Annotated in this window: 12 protein-coding genes, 2 tRNA genes and 3 pseudogenes; 8 read left to right on the plus strand and 9 right to left on the minus strand. The window is 44.1% G+C overall.

Features of this window, described 5'->3' with window-relative positions; translation table 11 throughout:
* Positions 1 to 24: 24 nt before the first annotated feature.
* Positions 25 to 768 (minus strand): annotated as a pseudogene (locus FLM53_RS24155) (integrase core domain-containing protein).
* Positions 769 to 911: 143 nt separating this feature from the next.
* On the minus strand, positions 912 to 3,617 hold the full coding sequence (adhE, locus tag FLM53_RS03125) for a bifunctional acetaldehyde-CoA/alcohol dehydrogenase (protein ID WP_132761999.1): 2,706 nt from the start codon (positions 3,615 to 3,617) through the stop codon (positions 912 to 914).
* A 639-nt stretch (positions 3,618 to 4,256) separates the two neighbouring features.
* Here adhE and FLM53_RS03130 point away from each other — a divergent pair.
* Positions 4,257 to 4,895, plus strand: a complete 639-nt coding sequence (locus FLM53_RS03130; protein ID WP_004734056.1) for a YchE family NAAT transporter — start codon at positions 4,257 to 4,259, stop codon at positions 4,893 to 4,895.
* A gap of 148 nt (positions 4,896 to 5,043) precedes the next feature.
* The gene (locus FLM53_RS03135; RefSeq protein WP_176680205.1) at positions 5,044 to 5,886 is read left to right on the plus strand and encodes an ion transporter; all 843 of its coding nucleotides are present in this window, start codon (positions 5,044 to 5,046) and stop codon (positions 5,884 to 5,886) included.
* A gap of 408 nt (positions 5,887 to 6,294) precedes the next feature.
* On the opposite strand, the gene asd is transcribed toward FLM53_RS03135, so the two are convergent.
* Positions 6,295 to 7,413: an aspartate-semialdehyde dehydrogenase gene (gene asd / locus FLM53_RS03140; RefSeq protein ID WP_017629874.1), complete on the minus strand. Its 1,119-nt coding sequence runs from the start codon at positions 7,411 to 7,413 to the stop codon at positions 6,295 to 6,297.
* 501 nt (positions 7,414 to 7,914) lie between these two features.
* On the opposite strand from asd, the gene nhaC reads away from it, so the two are divergent.
* Positions 7,915 to 9,351, plus strand: a complete 1,437-nt coding sequence (nhaC, locus tag FLM53_RS03145) for a Na+/H+ antiporter NhaC (RefSeq protein WP_176680206.1) — start codon at positions 7,915 to 7,917, stop codon at positions 9,349 to 9,351.
* A 99-nt stretch (positions 9,352 to 9,450) separates the two neighbouring features.
* Here nhaC and FLM53_RS03150 read toward each other — a convergent pair whose 3' ends face one another.
* From FLM53_RS03150 to yejK, 4 genes and pseudogenes are all read right to left on the minus strand, one after another.
* Positions 9,451 to 10,629, minus strand: a complete 1,179-nt coding sequence (locus tag FLM53_RS03150) for a chemotaxis protein (RefSeq protein WP_176680207.1) — start codon at positions 10,627 to 10,629, stop codon at positions 9,451 to 9,453.
* A 76-nt stretch (positions 10,630 to 10,705) separates the two neighbouring features.
* Positions 10,706 to 11,071, minus strand: a pseudogene (locus FLM53_RS24160) (Hpt domain-containing protein); the annotation flags it as partial.
* A gap of 266 nt (positions 11,072 to 11,337) precedes the next feature.
* Positions 11,338 to 12,109, minus strand: a pseudogene (locus tag FLM53_RS24165) (Hpt domain-containing protein); the annotation flags it as partial.
* Positions 12,110 to 12,215: 106 nt separating this feature from the next.
* Positions 12,216 to 13,220, minus strand: coding sequence for a nucleoid-associated protein YejK (yejK, locus tag FLM53_RS03160; protein ID WP_017061190.1), 1,005 nt, complete (start codon positions 13,218 to 13,220; stop codon positions 12,216 to 12,218).
* Between the two features lie 84 nt (positions 13,221 to 13,304).
* Here yejK and FLM53_RS03165 point away from each other — a divergent pair, with 84 nt between their 5' ends.
* The 4 genes from FLM53_RS03165 (at position 13,305) to FLM53_RS03180 (ending at position 16,085) form a co-directional block, all read left to right on the plus strand.
* Complete coding sequence (locus FLM53_RS03165; protein WP_004740674.1) at positions 13,305 to 13,532, plus strand: YejL family protein; 228 nt, start codon at positions 13,305 to 13,307, stop codon at positions 13,530 to 13,532.
* A gap of 28 nt (positions 13,533 to 13,560) precedes the next feature.
* Positions 13,561 to 15,369 (plus strand): DUF3413 domain-containing protein, encoded by a 1,809-nt coding sequence (locus FLM53_RS03170; RefSeq protein WP_017633039.1) that lies wholly within the window; start codon positions 13,561 to 13,563, stop codon positions 15,367 to 15,369.
* 138 nt (positions 15,370 to 15,507) lie between these two features.
* Positions 15,508 to 15,598 (plus strand) — tRNA-Ser (locus tag FLM53_RS03175).
* A 396-nt stretch (positions 15,599 to 15,994) separates the two neighbouring features.
* A tRNA-Ser gene (locus tag FLM53_RS03180) sits at positions 15,995 to 16,085 on the plus strand.
* Between the two features lie 77 nt (positions 16,086 to 16,162).
* On the opposite strand, the gene FLM53_RS03185 is transcribed toward FLM53_RS03180, so the two are convergent.
* Positions 16,163 to 18,289 carry a methyl-accepting chemotaxis protein gene (locus FLM53_RS03185; RefSeq protein WP_176680209.1) on the minus strand — a complete coding sequence of 709 codons (2,127 nt, stop codon included), beginning with the start codon at positions 18,287 to 18,289 and terminating at the stop codon, positions 16,163 to 16,165.
* Positions 18,290 to 18,483: 194 nt separating this feature from the next.
* Entirely contained in the window at positions 18,484 to 19,404 is a 921-nt protein-coding gene (locus tag FLM53_RS03190) for a histone deacetylase (RefSeq protein ID WP_176680210.1), read from the minus strand.
* Positions 19,405 to 19,665: 261 nt separating this feature from the next.
* Here FLM53_RS03190 and FLM53_RS03195 point away from each other — a divergent pair, with 261 nt between their 5' ends.
* The gene (locus tag FLM53_RS03195; protein ID WP_176680211.1) at positions 19,666 to 20,352 is read left to right on the plus strand and encodes an SDR family oxidoreductase; all 687 of its coding nucleotides are present in this window, start codon (positions 19,666 to 19,668) and stop codon (positions 20,350 to 20,352) included.

The following is a 20,352-nucleotide window of genomic DNA, read 5'->3' on the forward strand; positions in this document are numbered from 1 at the left end:
TAAAATACGTTGACAGTATTTCTACTAAGCCAACAGCGTCAGCTGTTGGCTTTTTTCATGCACCTCATTTGGAGTTTTCATCCTGAGACTAAGGTGCGGCCTCATGTTGTTATAGGTACTTATAGACTCTTTTACTAGTTGTTTAAGCTCTCTGAGGTTTTTACATTTATCAAGCAAGAACTCTTGTTTCAGTATTCCATTTACTCTCTCTGCTAATGCATTTTGGTAGCAGTCATAACCGTCTAATATCCAGCACCATTTGTTTGATGGGTTTAAGTTCCAACTGGCGATGAACAGCTCGTTTTTCTCGTTGATAAACGCTTTGTCTCGTTATCCCGCATAACTTACATACTCGAACTAAACTTATACCTTCCTGTTTTTGAAGGCTTCTTGCTCCTTGGCGAGATACTTTTTTCTGAGGCTAGTTCCGTGCTCAGCATCAAGAATATCAACCACTCTATTTAAAAAGAGATTCTTAATTTTTTCGTCTTCTAACTCTTTTTCAAGGCGTTTTATTTTTTGTGCTGGTGACTCTTTAGGATTAGTTGATTGGTGCATGGTGTTCATCCTTGGAGTTTGCGCCCAATTCATCTTACCGTGCTTTCGAAGCCAAGTTAAAACAGTTGAGCGGCCTTGGATACCATAAATGGTTTGGGCTTGTTTATATGTCATATCGCCTCTTTCTACAGCGGCGACGACCTGTAATTTAAAGCCTAGTGTGTAATCACGCTGAGTGCGCTTAACGTAGGTATTATTTGAAGTAGTCATAATTTGTCCTCAATGTGTAAACACATTTCAGGACGGGACAACAGTATAAAAAAAGCCCCAGTCTTTCGACTGGGGCTTTAAGCTTTTCCCGATAGATAAGTATCGTGCTAGCGAAAACTTATCTCAAAACTAATGCTTACTTATTATGCGTTAGCTTTTTCTTTTTTAGCTTTTGGTGCTTTAGCTTCAGCTGGTTTTTGGTCAGCTTTCTTAAGGATAACTGTAGTACCTTCGAAAGTTTCACCTTCAACGTATGCTTCGCCGTAGTAAGAAGTTGTTAGAACTTCTTTTAGCTCAGTGATTAGTGGGTAACGTGGGTTAGCACCTGTACACTGGTCATCGAACGCTTCAACAGCTAGCTCGTCTAGTTTAGCAACGAAATCAGACTCGTTAACACCCGCAGCTTGGATAGATAGTGGGATGTCTAGGTCTTTCTTAAGCTCTTCTAACCAAGTCAGTAGACGTTCAATCTTCTGAGCAGTACGGTCACCAGCTTGGCTTAGGCCTAGGTGGTCAGCAACTTCAGCGTAACGACGACGTGCTTGTGGACGGTCGTACTGAGAGAATGCAGTCTGCTTAGTTGGGTTATCGTTCGCGTTGTAACGTACAACGTTTGAGATAAGTAGTGCGTTAGCAAGACCGTGTGGTAGGTGGAACTCAGCACCAATTTTGTGAGCCATTGAGTGACACACACCTAGGAATGCGTTCGCAAATGCTACACCAGCGATAGTTGCTGCGTTGTGTACTTTCTCACGAGCGATTGGGTCAGCCGCACCATTTTTGTAGCTTGATGGTAGGTATTCTTTAAGCATCTTAAGAGCTTGAAGAGCTTGACCGTCTGAGTATTCGTTCGCTAGAACAGATACGTAAGCTTCAAGAGCGTGAGTTACTGCATCGTAACCACCGAACGCTGTTAGAGACTTAGGCATATTCATTACTAGGTTCGCATCAACGATAGCCATGTTTGGCGTGATTTCGTAGTCAGCTAGTGGGTACTTAGCACCAGTCTTGTCGTCTGTAACAACAGCGAATGGAGTAACCTCTGAACCAGTACCTGAAGTTGTAGTGATACATACAAGCTCAGCTTTTTGACCCATTTTAGGGAACTTGTAGATACGTTTACGGATATCCATAAAGCGCATTGCTAGTTCTTCGAAGTGAGTTTCTGGGTGCTCGTACATAACCCACATGATCTTAGCAGCATCCATTGGAGAACCGCCACCTAGAGCAAGGATTACGTCAGGTTGGAAGCTCTTCATTGCTTCAGCGCCTTTCTCAACAACAGATAGCGTTGGATCCGCTTCTACGTCGAAGAAAGTTTGAACTTCGATGCCTTGTGCTTTAAGCAGGCTAACTACGTCATCAGCGTAACCGTTGTTGAATAGGAAACGGTCAGTTACTAGGAATGCGCGTTTCTTACCTTCTAGGTCGCTCATTGCGATTGGAAGGCTACCACGACGGAAGTAGATAGACTTAGGTAGTTTGTGCCACAACATGTTTTCAGCTCGCTTCGCTACAGTTTTCTTGTTGATAAGGTGCTTAGGACCTACGTTCTCAGAGATAGAGTTACCACCCCATGAACCACAACCTAGAGTTAGAGAAGGTGCAACGTTGAAGTTGTACAGGTCACCGATACCACCGTGAGTAGTAGGGATATTGATTAGGATACGAGCAGTTTTCATCTTGTCACCGAAGTAACGGATGCGGTCTGCGTTAGTATCTTGGTTAGTGTAAAGACCAGACGTGTGACCGATACCACCGATTTCAACCATAGTTACCGCTTGAGCAACAGCATCTTCGAAGTCGTCTGCGCGGAATAGACCTAGAGTTGGAGATAGTTTCTCGTGAGCGAACTCGTCATCGTAAGAAACTTTACCAAGACCTTCACCTACAAGTACTTTTGTATCAGCAGGAACTTTAACACCAGCCATTTCAGCGATTGCTGGAGCAGGTTGACCTACGATTTTAGCGTTTAGGTTGCCGTCGATAAGAAGTACTTTACGTACTTTATCTGCGTCAGCTTTAGATAGAACGTGAGCTTTGTGAGAAGCGAAACGCTCTTTAACTTCTTCGTATACATCGCTAACAACGATTGCAGCTTGCTCAGAAGCACATACAACGCCGTTATCGAATGTTTTAGACATTAGGATAGATGCTACAGCACGTTTGATGTCTGCTGTTTCATCGATAACTACAGGAACGTTACCAGCACCAACACCGATAGCAGGCTTACCAGAAGAGTATGCTGCTTTAACCATGCCTGGACCACCAGTAGCAAGGATAAGTGCGATACCGTCGTGCTTCATAAGCGCGTTAGAAAGCTCTACAGATGGTTGGTCGATCCAACCGATGATGTCTTTTGGAGCACCAGCTGCAACAGCTGCGTCTAGAACCAGTTTCGCTGCGTCGTTAGTTGAGTTCTTTGCACGTGGGTGTGGCGAGAAGATGATGCCGTTACGTGTCTTAAGAGAGATTAGAGATTTGAAGATTGCTGTAGAAGTTGGGTTCGTTGTTGGAACGATACCACAGATAATACCTACAGGCTCAGCGATAGTCATTGTGCCTAGGTTGTCATCTTCTTCTAAGATGCCACATGTTTTTTCGTCTTTGTATTTGTTGTAGATAAATTCAGATGCAAAGTGGTTTTTGATAACCTTATCTTCAACAATACCCATTCCAGATTCAGCAACTGCTTGTTGTGCAAGTGGAATACGAGCGTGGTTAGCAGCAAGAGAAGCTGCGCGGAAGATTGCGTCTACTTTCTCTTGAGAGAATGTTGCAAACTCTTCTTGTGCTGCTTTAACGCGAGCTACTAGAGCATCAAGTTCCGCTAAGTTAGTTACAGGCATGGTGGATCTCCTAAAATAATAAATATTAAAAACTTTTTATTAAATTCGCTGCTTGCCGTTAACCTTAAACACCAGCGCTCTTAGTAAATTGCTTTCAGGGCTGAGTATATTATTTCACAGTGTGAAAAAAATTGACCCAGATCAGTTACCCAAAAAGAATTAACCAGAAAGTAGTAAGGCAATCGCAAAAATGAACTTAAGACTATGATTTATATAGATTAATATCACACTTTTCGTTCGTGCAAAAAACAAGCAAACAAACAACTTTTTTCTACATTGCGTCATAAACTGTAAAAAAGTTTCATTTTTAGTCAGCTCAATTACATGTATACGGCCAAAACTGTGCTACTGAGAGTATATCCATACCATTGCAACGAGCTAGAAACTGTCATAATTTTTATTAAAAGCGTGCGTGAGATAACATTTAGTTCAAATTGCGTTACAACACGAAACACGAGAAAACACTTTGTAACACTGGCATTACACATCTCACACTCAATTAGTTTTTCTAAAAAATAGCCCCTTCTTCAAGTTAGTTTTTTTCATTCGCTCTCATTGAATTTGTCCCTTACATTACGCACTCTGACAAAGGTCAGATCAAACCCACTACCCTACTTAACGTTACTGGAGATCGCTCTCATGCAAGGTTTAGAACTCGCAATCTTTATGCAATTCTTCCTTGGGCTTGTTGCAGCCGTAAACCCAATCGGCATCATGCCTGTTTTTGTTTCTTTAACTGCTCATATGCCACCAGAAGAGCGAAACAGGACAGCCTTACAAGCCAACATTGCTGTTGCCGTTATCTTGATTGTCTCGCTTGTTGCAGGGCAAATGCTTCTTGATATGTTTAGCATCTCGTTGGATTCATTCCGCGTTGCAGGCGGTTTACTGTTGTTGAGCATCGCATTTTCGATGATGAGCGGTAAGCTCGGTGAAGATAAGCAGAACAAACAAGAGAAATCGGAATACATCAGTAAAGAGCAGATCGGCGTTGTTCCACTGGCTATGCCTCTGATGGCTGGTCCGGGTGCAATCAGCTCGACGATTGTTTACGGTTCTCGCTACCCTGCTGCTATTGATACGGTAGGCATCGGCATTAGCATTATTGCTTTCGCAACTTGTTCTTGGCTTTTATTCCGTTCAGCGCCAGTTATCGTTCGTTTCCTAGGTCAAACCGGTATCAACGTTATTACACGTATCATGGGCTTGATCCTGGGTGCGCTAGGCATCGAGTTCATCGCCAACGGCTTACGTAACCTATTCCCAGGGTTAGCATAACGTTTAGCGGAATTGGCTCGTGTATTGCGGGCAATCAAGATTGATATATAGATGAGGCGAGTAAAGCGATTGGGCTTTCACTCGCCTCGTTATTATGAAGCTTGTATAATGACTGTTAATACATTTAACAGAAGACGAACCTCTCCTTATGTCACGTAAGCCACTTAAGCATCATTTGTACGTCATTATCTTTGGCACTCACACCCCAGCCGGACGCGCATTTGATATTTCACTGATCGTTGCAATTTTGGCTTCGCTGTTAGTGCTTATCTTAGAGTCGATCCCTAATGTGATGACCGAGTGGTCACAACAGCTGCGTTACATTGAATACAGCTTTACTGCCCTCTTTACACTTGAGTACCTGTTGAGGCTCTATTGCTCTCCAAAACCAAAATCTTATGCCACCAGCTTTTATGGTGTTGTTGACCTGTTAGCGATTCTCCCAACTTACCTAGCGATCATTTTCCCGGGCGCTTCATTTATGGGTGTGGTGAGACTGCTTCGTGTGATGCGTATCTTCCGTATCCTAAAATTGGTTCGCTACCTACAAGATTCCAACATATTGCTGCGCTCACTGTTAATGGCGAGACGAAAGATTCTGATCTTCTTCAGTACTGTCGGCATCTTGGTTGTTATCTTTGGTGCTTTGATCTTTGTTATTGAAGGCCCGGAGAATGGCTTTACCAGTATTCCTCACAGTATCTACTGGGCAATCGTGACCATCACAACCGTAGGCTACGGTGACATGGTGCCGCAAACTGCATTAGGTAAAGCCATCGCATCCCTGACTATGCTTTTGGGTTACTCAATCTTAGCCGTGCCGACCGGGATTATTACCGCAGAACTTAGTAATGAAATGAACTCGCACAAAGAGTTAGTTAAGTGCCCAAACTGCAACCGTTCAGGCCACGATTCTGATGCCATCTATTGTAAACACTGTGCCAGTGAATTAGCCGATCCCGACAAGCGTGTTGTGGTTGAAGATGAATAGGGCAGGTGCGGGATTCGAGTGGCGAGATGCGAAAGGATTTAAGAGCAGTTTCGTGATTTGAGTATGTGACACAAAAATACTAAAAGGGTGGCGTTTATCGTCACCTTTTTTGATGTTGGTTCACTGAGCCAAAACGAGATTCCCGACTACGCTCCTTCGTCGCTATCGGGAATGACGCAATTTAAGTTAGGAGAAAAACGTCATCCTCAAGAGTGAGGAACGAACGAGTTGGGGATCTCTTCCTTGTCCTATTCCAACGAGAAGATTTGGGTGAAGTCGCGAGTGAAATTAATCAACCTTCCGCGATCAAAAAAGCCGATGTATTAACACCAGCTTTTGTCTCTCACGAAGCTAAGCATTCACACAGAGTGGCGCCTGCTTTAACTTCTAAATAGAAAGAGCTTTCAATTACGCTTTCTCAGCAAGAATAATACGTAATGTACGACGTAGTGGTTCTGCAGCACCCCAAAGCAGTTGGTCACCAACTGTGAATGCGTTTAGGAAGTCGTTACCCATAGACATCTTACGTAAACGACCTACTGGTACAGACATCGTGCCTGTTACTTTAGCCGGAGTCAGTTCTTGCGCAGTGATGTCACGATCGTTAGGAATCACTTTAACCCAATCATTGTGCGTCGCGATGATCTCTTCGATTTCGTCCATTGGAACGTCTTGCTTAAGCTTGATCGTTAGTGCTTGAGCGTGACAACGCATTGCACCGATACGTACACAAGTGCCATCGATAGGTATTGGCTGACCATCTAGGCCAAGAATCTTGTTCGCTTCAACGCCCGCTTTCCACTCTTCTTTGCTCTGGCCGTTTTCACGCTTCACATCGATCCAAGGAATCAATGAGCCTGCAAGAGGAGCACCAAATTGGTCTGTTGGGAATGAAGATGAACGAATCGTATCCGCAACCTTCTTATCAATATCAAGAATCGAGCTTGAAGGATTTGCTAACTCAGAGCTTACGCTGTCGTTGATCACACCCATTTGTGAGATAAGCTCACGCATGTTTTTAGCGCCAGCGCCCGATGCCGCTTGGTAAGTCATCGCACTCATCCACTCGACCATGCCTTTTTCATATAGGCCGCCTAGTGCCATAAGCATCAAGCTCACAGTACAGTTACCGCCAACGAAAGTGTTGGTGCCGCTGTGAATGCCTTGTTGGATTTGAGCCAAGTTAACAGGATCAAGAGTGATGATTGAATCAGCGTCCATACGCAGAGTAGAAGCCGCATCAATCCAGTAGCCTTTCCAACCTGCTTGGCGCAGCGCTGGGTATACTTTTGACGTGTAGTCGCCACCTTGACAGGTAATCACTGCATCTAGCTGTTTTAGGCTATCAATATCAAAAGCGTCTTGAAGTAGACCAGCATCTTTACCGCCTAGAACAGGGGCAGGAATACCAATCTGAGATGTGCTGTAATAAACAGGCTCAATCAGGTCGAAGTCTTTCTCTTCAACCATACGTTGCATCAGTACAGAACCAACCATACCGCGCCAACCAACTAGACCTACTCTCATCGCTCACTCTCCATGTATAAAATTAAAAATTGCTCTCCCCCATCTATAAGTTTTTCAGAAACAGAACTCAAGTGCTTTTTGTCAAAAAGTGTAACTTTTTCGTTTCTTTTAAGTGAACGTAATGAATCGTGCAGTTATCCCTGTGTCGACACTCAATATCCTCATCACCAATAAAGATCTCAATATCGGCAAATTCAAACATTTGCACGGTAGAAATCGTTGAAATTCAGTCTGATCGTAAACAGTAATTCCCTCTTTTAAATCAAGGTTACTCAGAATTATATTTTACATAACGAAAACAACGTGCGACAGAAATCAACATGTAACAATCATGAATTTAACAATATTTTAGATTATGAAACCACAATTGATTGAGTTAACAGTCAAATATCACAACTTAGACGTATTTTTTCGATATAATAAACTAATTACTGTAGTGTCCGTTTCGTACCACACACTATAACGAAGCACTATAAATGCTCGAAATCACAAGAGGCTTTTATGAAGCAGAGTAAAACTCGCCTACCGAACCTATTACAGGTATTCATCGCGTTAGGACTATTTCTATCCCTTGCTTTTTCCTTTACTGCAAAGTTTGACCTTCCAATCCAACTTGCCTTGTATATTGGCTGGTTCATTATAATGGTTCTTGGTGTTCGTCTTGGTCACCAATACAAAGACTTAGAAAAAGCAGCACTCAAAGGAATATCTAATGGCTTAGGCGCAGTTTTAATACTTTTAGCCGTTGGCGCTCTTGTTGGTACTTGGATCTCAGGCGGGATCGTCCCGACCATCATTTACTATGGTCTGAAAGCTATCCACCCTTCTATCTTCCTTTTGGCGACCATGATCATCTGTTCTCTAACTGCATTGGCTACCGGTACTTCTTGGGGTGCAGCAGGTACAGCGGGTATTGCGATGATGGGCATTGGCCAAGGCCTTGGTGTTCCAGCGCCAATCACGGCAGGTGCGGTACTGTCAGGCTGTTACTTCGGTGACAAGATGTCTCCGCTATCTGATTCAGTGATTCTTGCTTCTTCAATGTCGAATGTTGAAGTGGTTGAACACATTAAGGGTATGTTGCCAGTTGCGTTAATCAGCTACGTAATTACCGGCATCATGTTTACTGCGTTTGGCTTCCACTACGCGGGCAACGTTGATATGAGCCAAGTTGAGTCTGTAATCAAAGCAATGGAAGTACAGTTCTACATCACACCTTACTCATTCGTTCCTGTATTGATCGTACTTGGCCTGCTGGCTTTCCGCATGCCTTCATTCCCAGTGATCAGCTTCGGTTCTCTGCTAGGTATTATCTGGGCAGTGATGATCCAAGAGATCGACTTCCTAACGGCATTCAATACGGCTTGGGCGCCGTTCTCAATCTCTTCTGGTGTCGAGTTCATTGATTCGATTCTTAACCGTGGCGGCATGTCTTCAATGCTGGGTTCGGTTGCGGTTATCGTATTTGGTTTAGGCTTTGGTGGCTTGCTAGATAAAGTCGGCGTGCTAGAGACAATTGCGAAGGTATTCGAGCGCCGCGTAAACAGCGCAGGCTCATTAGCAACCAGCACCATTGGTACAGCGTTCATGGGTAACGTATTCGGTTCAGCAATGTACGTGTCGCTTATCCTTACGCCAAAAATCTGTGCGAAGAACTACGACCGTTTAGGCTACAAACGTAAGAACCTGTCTCGTAACGCTGAGTTTGGCGGCACGCTAACATCAGGTATGGTGCCTTGGAGTGATAACGGCATCTACATGGCGAGTATTCTTGGCGTTGCGACGCTATCTTACGCGCCGTTCATGTGGTTAAGCTTCATCTGTATCATCGTGACTATCGTGACATCTTACATGGGCTGGTTCGTTGATAAGTGTGAACCAACAGCGCCAGCACTTTACACTGAAGAAGCGGCAGAGCTAACTAAGCAACAAGCCTAGTACTTCATCGTTCAGGGCGTTAGAACGTAAAACAAAACGTTAATGGTATAAATGCAAAAAGAGCGCCCTAGAGCGCTCTTTTCTTATCTGCTGATTTGCTTATTTATTGGCGGTTCGTTTACCCAACCAATAACCGATACCCAACGGTGCAAAGAACACCACTAAGATAAACAAGATGAAGTAGATAATCACACCTTTGATTAGCTCCATCAGCTTATCAATCGCAAGCACGACCACCTCTTGAGATACACGGTCTAAATCTTTGGTGAACAGCTCTCTTTCTGATGTCACGATACCAGCAATCTCGATGCGCTCTTTCTCAATCATCTGAACCAAAGCTTCTCTCTCACGCGTCACCATCTTTTCTAGTGCCACACGCTCATCGCTCAGCATTGCTAACTTTTGGTCGGTCTTATCGCTGAGGTCGTTGAGCAATGGCTGCATTTCTGTCGACATAATAGAAGCCAGTGTTTGCATGTACTCTGGGTTGTTCTCAATGAAATCCTGCATGCTTGCTGACGTTTGACGAAGGCTTTCCAATGTCATCGACAAGTCTTCACCGGTGAGTGAACTGTTCATCGCAACCAACTCGGCTTTCCAGGTCATCAATTTTGGCGTTTGGTCAGCCATTAAGCTTAAGCGGTCTGATGCATCGCTCATGGCTTCTGGCATAGTACCTAGGCTCTGAACGATTTGAGATTCGTCTTTACCCAGATAAGCCAACCATTCGCGATAAGCAGGCGTGCTTCTGAAGGTAAGATCATTAAAAGGATTGTTCGCGGCAAACTCTGCGACGAATGCTTTGCTCTTTTTGAAATCACTTGAGCTCAATACGCCCTTTGCTAGCTTCTCAGCTTCTTGATCAAGAAAACGAGCTGTTTCTACCGCATCATCGGTCACGAACAAATCAGCACCGTCACCTTGTGCGTAAAACTGATTCATTTGCGCAGTGAACACCCATGAGTCAATTAAGGCTGACATAGGAGAAGTTTGGTAAGCCGCTTGCTGTAAGCCCTGCTCTGCGTGGATCTTCCAAAGCAACACATAAGATTGATGTAAGGTGTCATCAGCCGGGTAAGATTGCGCGATTACATCCGCCGAGTCTTCTACTCGTGTGAAAAACATCTTGGCGTATTCACGCGTCATGAGGCGAGCATTCAGCTCTTGTTGAGTGAGAGGCGTCGTCTGACTATCTAACTTAACTTCTAAGAGAGAACAACCACTTAGCACAATGCTAAGCACCAACACCATCCAACTTCGACTCGAAACTCGTAACATATAAACCTCTGACAAAGACTAAGGGCGCGGATTGTATGAGCACTTCGTCAGAGTATTGTCAAAATTCCTACAAAAGTTAACGTTGATTATCTAAATATGCATGAGCTGAATCTACCGAGGCTTTTATTGCCTGCTCGAGCTCGGTTAAATCATGATCACTGATGGCTCTTGATTGCTTCATCGTCATTTCGATACTCGCTGCAATGATCGCCAATCGAGACGCTTTGATGCTACCCGCCACGCCTTTCAGGCTATGCACAACACGAGCAGCGGAAGTCTCATCTTTGGTCAGTAGCGATTTAAACTTCTCATAATCGTCAGCGTGATCTTGTACAAATACGCCAAGCAACAATTCAACAGACTCTGCGTCACCATCGAGTGTTTCTAACATGTCTTCAATATCAATCGCAGGTTTTGAATCCGTGACACTGGCAACGTGTTTCTCTACCACTGGCGTATCTTCAATATTTTGTTTAGCAGCGGGTTGACTTGCCACCACACTAGAACTCGGCTGTGATTGAAAATTGGAGTGTTGGCTACCTACAACATGAGAGGTATTACCTGCTGGTTTCACTACTGAGGCAGCGGCTTCTTCTAGCTCAACCTCTTCATGATCAGTCCGAGAATCACTTGGGTTACTTGATTCGGCTTCAGGCTCAGGAGTGAATTCTTCATCTGTTTCTTTAGTTAATTTTTTTGCATTAGCGCCCCACAAAACCAGCGCTATCATCGCCACCAAACTCAAACCAAGCATCACCAATAATAGGTTAAATTGACGATCGTGAAACTCAGCTTCAAGCTTGATGATCTGCTCGTTGACTGAGTTCTTCTTAATCTTATCAACCAAATAGTTAAGCTGAGCGTAATCACTCAACAATGCAGATGCATCTGCTAGCAACTGTTGAATCGCGTCTTGTTCTTCGGTTTCTAATGCATACGACTTATCAAGAATAGAATCAAAGGCGCGATAAGTGGCAGACGAGCTTTGATTATCAGAATACATGGCTTCGAAAACCACCACTCCGAATTCATTCAGTAGCGGTTTTAGCTTAGGAGAGAGTTCAGTATCGGCACGCAACAGCTTGATGTTGTCGACAATGTCTTGAACCTGACTTTCTATTGGGATGAACTCATCAAATTTTTCTAGGAATTGGTCTGCCACGTAAAGCAGTTGATTCACATCAGGGCGAAAGAGAGCGTGTTGGAAATCAGATTCAATCTGCAGCCTGATCGAGTAAACCAATTGAGCATCAAGTGCGAGGTCATTGATTCGAGATACTCGCAGTGGCTCCGAGAAATAAAGCGATTGCCTTAGTTCATTAACGCGAATACCGAGTTCTTCAATTTGAGCAAGAGAATGTGTGTAGGAACGGCTTAGATTGAGAAGTGCTAATGAAGGCAGTAGCCACAGAGCCAAGAGCACAACCAAGAAAGTGGCTGGTTTTTTAAAGCGATTGGGCTTTGCTACTGATTGTTCCATCTATATTCCTTGTGCGTATTTGCTGTCAGCCATTATCGTTAGCTAAAAGACTAAGCACAAAACAAGCGACAACATCCTGCTGCCGCTTCTACCCGTTAACTTCCGACTATGACTTATTGCGAGTCAGCTGGTCACGTAAGTTCGGTGGTGTGCCTTTAATTGTTAGCGTGTCTGTCTCCGGATCGTAGAAGATACGCTCGCCTAGAAGCAGACTATCAAAACTAACATTCAAACCGCCACCAGCACCAACAAATTTTGTTAGTTTACGCATAGTTGCGCGATCGGCTGGGAAGCTATCTTCTAACTCATAGCCTTGCTCACTAGTATAGTCGAAGAAGCTCGTGCCATCAGTGCTTGCTGGTAATTCGCCAGAAAGCTCACGAACTTGCACTTCATCACCCGCTTTTAGCTGCTCGTTACAGTAGTCGGCAACCTGCTTTTTGTAGCTGATCGCTTCTTCTTTCTCTAATTTAGAGTCAGAAACAAAATCTTCTACCGCTTGCATCAACACTTGGTTTTGCTGTTTAGCATCTAAACCGACTTCAGCTTGAAGAAAATCTAGGAAGAAATCCGCGACTTTACGGCCAACACGTCCTTTAATATAAGTTAAGTAACGATTTGACTCTTTGTCTGTCTCGTAAGTCGACAAGTCTAGGCGCGCCGCGATATCCATTTTAGAGATATCTAGGTAGTCAGTTGCGCTAATATCTAGCCCTTCTGTCACTTTTAGGCTTTGGTTTGAAGGCAGCAAGCCGATGAAAAGGTAATCTGTCGCAAGTGACTGATATTCAGCCATTACCAAGATACCCTCGTCAGCGAATGGGTACTTTGACAGCTCGTCTTTTAGACGTTGCGCACTCTTTTGAGAAAAATCGTAAAAGTTTGTCTCACCAGCACGAAGTTGATGCAACCACTGCTGAAATTCGCTGTCAGATTTGAAAGAACCAAACCCTTTGCCTGCTTTTGAATTAAAAACACGGTGAAGTTCAGCAACTAGGCTTTCAGATGAAGCATCGTTTTCTAGAGATTCAGCACGATAGTTAACAATCAGTTCATCCTGATCGTTCTTGCTCAGCTGGTGTAAAATTACGTTGGAAAGGTGAAGGCTCATAGTGAAAATATTACCGTTCAGGTTTCAGTTGTCGTGCATAGTAGGTTATCATAAGCCGCTTTTACTATCATTATTAGAGTCCTTATGCCGATTATATCTAAATACACAGATGAACAAGTTGAAAAAATCCTAGCTGAAGTAGGTGCTGTACTATCTAAGCACAAAGCTTCACCAGAACTTTCACTGATGATCGCTGGAAATATCGCAACCAATGTCTTAAATCAGAATGTTGCTGCTTCACAACGCAAAGGAATTGCTGAAAAATTTGCCGAGGCTTTAATTTCTTCTCTTGAAGATAAAAAGTCTCACTAAATTTGATTGACGGATAAAAGAATTATAAATGGTAGACAGCGCAAACTCATATAGCGATCGTGTATCTCGACTGGTTGGTTGGGGTCACTGGTTTGCATTTTTCAACATCATTGCTGCGATGTTGATTGGTACTCGTTATATTACTCAATCTGCTTGGCCAGAAACCTTGCTGGGTCAATTCTATTTGGCTGCATCGTGGGTTGGTCATTTCGGCTTTTTAGTGTTCGCGCTCTATCTATTAGTGCTGTTCCCGCTCACTTTTATTCTTCCGTCGAGGAAGTTATTACGTTTGGTTGCCGTTTGTTTCGCGACCATAGGTTTAACTGTCCTACTGATTGATACACAAACGTATCAAAATATAAACCTCCACCTGACGCCTGTCGTGTGGGAGGTTTTATTCAGTGGAGAGGAGTCTGCATTCACCTCTGACTTGCAGCACCTCTTCATTGTTATGCCGCTTATCTTCTTACTGCAACTCGGTCTGTCTGAGTGGGTTTGGCGTAAGCAGCGTAAACTGTCTCATAAACACATCGGCCGTCCAATTACCGCCGTATTCTTCTTGTGTTTCATCAGCAGCCACTTGACCTACATGTGGGCTGATGCGTATTTCTATAACCCGATTACTAGCCAAAAAGCGAACTTCCCACTGTCTTACCCAATGACAGCGAAAAGCTTTATGGAGAAACATGGCCTATTAGACCGTGAAGAGTACCTACAGCGTTTAGAAGCGAACAAAGAGAACGTAAACCTAGTTAGCTACCCGCTAGAAAAAATTCAATACAACCGCCGCAGTGATGATCTGAATATCCTGATGGTGAGTGTAAACAACCTTCGCTCTGATGCACTTAATGCCACAGCGATGCCAAACAGCTACGCTTACGCGCAACAGTCGATCAATTTCACCAACCATTACAGTTCAAGTAATGATATGTTTGGTATTTTCGGTCTGTTTTATGGCCTTCCGAGCAGCTACGCAAGCAGCATCGAAGCACAAGGCTCAAGCGCAGTACTATTGGATGTTTTAGACAATCATAATTATAAGTTTGCCGCTTTCAGTGGCGACAACTTTGACGATGCACTTTACTCGGAAATCATATTCCGAGGCCGTGACGTGATGCCAGAGCAAGCAACTTATGATGATCAAAGCGCAATACAAGCTTGGGCAGATTGGATTCAATCACCACAGGCTAAACGTCCTTGGTTTAACTTTATTGAACTGACCACGCTGGATAACTTCTCTAGCTACGATTCAAGTTCTGAATCAGATTCGACATTGAGCACAGCAGAACGTTTTGCGGCAGACTATCAGAAATCTGCTCAAGCGGCCGATGCTCAACTAGCGACTATCTACGCTGAACTAGAGCGCTTAGATCTTATCGACAATACGGTGGTTATCATTACTTCTAACCACGGTACTGAGTTTAACGAAACCAAAACCAACAGCTGGGGTGCAAACTCTAACTACAGCCGTTACCAATTACAGGTGCCTCTATTCATCAGTTGGCCTGGTAAGTCTGCTTCTGAGTACACTCACCGCTCTAGTCACCTAGATGTGTCGGTAACGCTAATGCAGGAGCTGTTAGGCGTATCATCGAACCCAACTGACTTCAGTAGCGGTCGTAGCTTGTTTGATGAACGTAAGAGAAAGTGGATTCTAGCGGGTGATTCTCGCGAGCTTGCACTGGTTACTGATCAGCAAACAACAGTGTTAGATAAATTTGGTAACTACAAATTGTACGACCAGAACTACAAACGCCTGAAAAACGTAAGCCCTCGCTTACCTGTATTGATGCAAGGCCTCACTGAACTACAGCGTTTCTACACAAAAAATGACTAAATGATCATCAATGAGAAAAGGGAAGCCAGTGGCTTCCCTTTTTTATTGCCGTGAATGATTAGAAAACAAGCAACAAAACAAAATTATGAAAATTAAGGGTTTACAAGCCCCTTCGCCCCTTATATTATTCTCGCCACTGGAGGGATGGCTGAGTGGTCGAAAGCACCGGTCTTGAAAACCGGCAACCGTTAATAGCGGTTCTAGGGTTCAAATCCCTATCCCTCCACCACATTAAAGAAAGCCGCTGAGAAATCAGCGGCTTTTTTGCATCTGAAGCTTTTTAAAATTTGAAGTTAGGTATCGACTTTCATCCTTGTCATAAAAAGCCACAAGCCGACCAACCTTTATCAGTCGTACTTTATTGTTGTCCTCAAGTCGCGCTCAGCCAACAAATCGATATCTGAACTAGACCATTTATTGCCTGCGATTAGTTCATCACACAGGCCAAAGCTCATAGCGAATATTACGAAGATGATTTTTAATAGTTGAACTTCATCTCTTCATCGATAAAAAGCACAACAAATAGCCATTCAGCACAAAATTATCGAAAAGCGTTCATAAAAAAAGCAGTCAGTTGATAAGGGTATTTACAAGCGAAAGTCACCCTTATATTATACGCGGCATCGGAGGGATGGCTGAGTGGTCGAAAGCACCGGTCTTGAAAACCGGCAACCGTTAATAGCGGTTCTAGGGTTCAAATCCCTATCCCTCCACCACATTAAAGAAAGCCGCTGAGAAATCAGCGGCTTTTTTATATCTGAAGTTTACGTATCAGGCTGACACAGCCTTTTCACTACGCCACCTTTCGGCTCACTTCAAAGCGTCCTATCAATTGATCTAAGCGGCTTAATGCATTACCCATTAACGACACCCGACGTGCGAGTTGCTTCGTCGACAGTTGTAGGTCAGAGATAGAACGTTGGGCTTTGTCTGCCGTTTGTCCATTTTTCTGACTGTTCTCGTCTAGGTTAGACATAGTCGTAAAGAGATCCGCCACTGCTGCTTGAATTTGCTCACTGCGGGCGTTCGAGTCGACGGTTAAGTTTCCTTTACTCACATTCTCAACGCCTCGCTCCATCGACTCCACTGCGCTGCGAGACTTGGTATGCAGCTCTTTCATTAGGTCACTAATATGGTTCGCGGCTTGTGAAGTTCGGTCAGCTAAAGTTCTTACTTCTGAGGCAACCACAGAAAACCCTCTTCCGTGTTCACCTGCTCTTGCAGACTCTATGGCCGCGTTCAATGCTAGAAGGTTCGTCTGCGCTGTAATGTCGGTAATGATGTCTATAATGTCAGACACTTTGGTCATTTCATTATTCACCTCATTTACGCTGTGGGCTGAGCTTTCTACAATATGCCGCACAACTTCCATGCCTTCAACCGACTGATTGTATTCCTTCTCCGCATTAAGAACGGCTTGCTTCATGACTGTATCCATTTGCGTTGCCGAAACGGTCGCATGAGTAATTTCACTCTGTTGATACTGACTTAGGTCCAACATATTGCTGAGCGCCAGTGACGCATCATCACTGGTTTGCTTCATCACGACACTCCGACGAAACATCGATTCCGATACTTCCCTAACTTCGTGGCTCGCATGAATCAAGTCACTCACCGTGCTATCTAAGTTATCGATGAAGCTGTTAGTCCAGCGCCCCAAATTACCAAGTTCATTATGGCTAAATGTGGTTGGGTCGAGTCTCCGACTTAAATTGCCATCACCTTCGGCTAAGGTTTGCATCACCCCGGTCATTTCATGGACCTTATTTGCTAACGGTTTAGCACTCACTAGACGGAATAAACCGAGAGCGAGAAGCGCGCACACGAACATGACACCGCCGTGCAAAAGAGGGGTTAACGTATAAAAGTGAGCAAGCAGTAATGGAACAGATAGAGGCAGTAACATGCAGCCGATAAAATGTTTAGATAAGGTGTAACTTAGGCTTCGATCTCTATAGACCTCTTCTAAGTCAGACTCACACATCATGCCGAAGGTGTCTGGTGAACCGTCCAGTTGAAAAGTGATACCTTTACCGATGACCGGAATGTGGCGATAGTCGGAATACCCCGGGTAACCAATAAACAGGTTGCTGCCATTTTTGATGGTTTCTCTGACGCCGGGATGAAGTTGATTCGTGGCAGGATCCGTAAATCGAATCTCAAATTCAGTGTGCTGTTGGATCTTAACCGTTCCCCAATCAGTATGAATCCCTTGTTTTAAGTTCTCGCCATGTGAAAAGGTATTATCTTCAAAGCGGGAGCGAGAGAGCGCAACACCTGGTTGAATTTGAGGGTCATGAATAGAGTCGACCATAAAGATATAGTTATCACCCGACTCACTATAAATATGCCCCGCTTCTCTCTGAATAATGTCACCAATAACATCATTGGGAACACGACCACATAAGAACTGCTGAGTCCCTTCGTCCCGAGAAAAGGGCACATAAAACATCAGAGTGACTTGATCATGAAACGATGAACTCGATGCCCCTACATTCAGCGTGCGAGGATCCATATACGGCCCGTGTAGATAACGCTTCGATGTCCCTTCGACTAAAGCCTTCTTATCTGCGAGAGTTGAACCGATATGGTCGTGATAACTTGATGCTTGCGCGACACCTTTAGAATCGACGATCGCCAGCTCAGAGAAATCCGTGCCACGTTTAAGAAGACTTGATAATGTACTTTCCGCCTGTTCTTCCGCTCGGCTTGCCAAATAAACGGCAGAGTCTTCTAAAAAGTCCCATTGGTTCTTCACCCAATTATGAAGAAGTTGAACTCTAGTATGGGCGATACTTTCAAATGTTTGCTCGAGCTCTTCTGTCCTACTTCGATTTAGAAAACAGGCTCTACGCATTGCCAGTTTCCCTGTTGCGCCAAACCAATTAAGCCAACTGCGTTCCTTGTCCGTCAGGTTCATTTACATCCCTTGTGTTTTTATATTCACATGGGTAAAGCAATTTACAGACCAGAATTAATCACACAAATACGTAACTAATTAATAAAAAAGTAATTTTTGCGTATCAAGGTGGTGCAAGTCGTGTCTTTTTTGGTGCAACAGATACTTCTTCTTTATCACCTTGTTAATGAGGTTTCAGCGGTTAATTTGAGAAGCTAATCGTAAACATGATGAGCCGCTTTCAAAAGCTGCATGTGAATAGGAACCAGATCTTCATGTTGTGTTCGATAGCCACCACCAACAACACACACCATCGGAATGGATTCTGATTTCGCTAGGCCAATCATCAAGCAGTCGCGTTCAAATATGCCTTGTGTAGACACATTTAAATAGCCTAGTTCGTCATCTTGATGGATGTCGATGCCAGCATCATAGATGATAAGGTCAGGTTGGTGATGCGCAATCGCCAGCTTGGTGACTTGTTCGAAACACCTTAGAAACTCTTCATCTTCGGTTTCACGACTTAGCGGCACATCTAAATCCGACAGAGGTTTACGTGCAGGAAAGTTTTTATCACAGTGGAAAGACAGAGTAATAATCTCATCGCTATCTTGGCAAAGCGTCGCTGTGCCGTCGCCGTGGTGAACATCGCTATCCACAATCAACACCTTATCTATGTGCTCAAAGGTCAACGCGTGCTTTGCTGCCAGCACAAGATCATTCAACAGACAAAAGCCACTGCCAAAATCATGATGCGCGTGATGGTAGCCACCACTCAAATGAATCGCTAAACCACTCTCTATCGCCATTTCTGCGGCCAAACAAGTTCCTCCGCTGGAATAGAGCGTTCTTTCAATAAGTTGTTCACTCCAAGGAAAGCCAATACGCCTCATCTTTGCCGCGGGCAGGTTTCCAGAAACAAGCAAATCCACATACTCGCTATCGTGTACCTGTTTTACTTGCTCAACCGAAACGGGCGTTGGTTGGAACACTTCAAACTTGCTGTTCCATAGTGGCTCGCTATCCATTAGCGCCTCAACAGCACTGTGTAACAACTGGTATTTGTTAATCGGATAACGGTGACCTTCAGGTAAAGGCAGTTGCGAATAGATTGGGTGGTAAATTAAAGGAATCATAATAAAGTTAATTGCGTATCTTTCTCAAAATCATAACAGCCTCAGACTTGGCGACAACCTTAATTAATGATAACAATTATCATTACCTTTAATCCATTTCAGAGGCAACAATGAAAAACGTAATACTCATCCTTGGGGTGATCTGCGGCTCGATGGCTGCAGTAATGATTTTTGTAGGAATGCTAATGGCCAGTTGGTGGACCGTTGATTTTCTCGTGTTAAGCCATCAAACTTAACTAATTGAACTGAAAAGGAATCACCATGAGCGTTATTTTTATTACTGGAGCGAACCGCGGCATTGGCTTAAGTCTGACTCAACAATACTTGAAAGGTAATCACAAGGTGTACGCAACTTATCGTGATGCCAATTCAGCAAAAGAGCTGCTCTCACTCGCAGACCACAACAGCAACCTAACCTGCATTCAGTTAGAAATAACCGATTACCAAGCGGTGAGCCAACTTCCTTCTCAAATTCCGTCGATTGATATCTTGATTAACAACGCTGGCTACTATGGGCCAAAGGGTTACGGACTGGGTAATACTGACGTTGAAGAGTGGCGCCGTGTTTTTGAGGTCAACACGATTGCGCCATTGAAGCTTGTCGAAACGCTATTGCCCGTTCTAGAAAACAGTGGCGTGAAAAAGATCGCTTGCTTGTCTTCTCGAGTGGGCAGCATGGCAGAGAACACCTCCGGCGGAGGCTACATCTATCGCTCCTCTAAAGCAGCTCTCAACTCCGTTGTGAAGAGTTTAAGCAACGACCTAACCGATAATGGCTTTACCGTGTTAGCGCTGCACCCAGGTTGGGTACAGACCGAAATGGGTGGTCCTAATGCTCTAATCGATACAGACACTTCGGCATCTGGCCTTATCAAAGTCATCGAATCTGCCAATACCGAAGTAAGTGGTCACTTCTTCAATTTCGATGGCTCTGTAATAGCCTGGTAG

It is taken from the genome of Vibrio sp. Scap24 (genome assembly GCF_013394185.1).
Taxonomy (GTDB): Bacteria; Pseudomonadota; Gammaproteobacteria; order Enterobacterales; family Vibrionaceae; genus Vibrio; species Vibrio pomeroyi.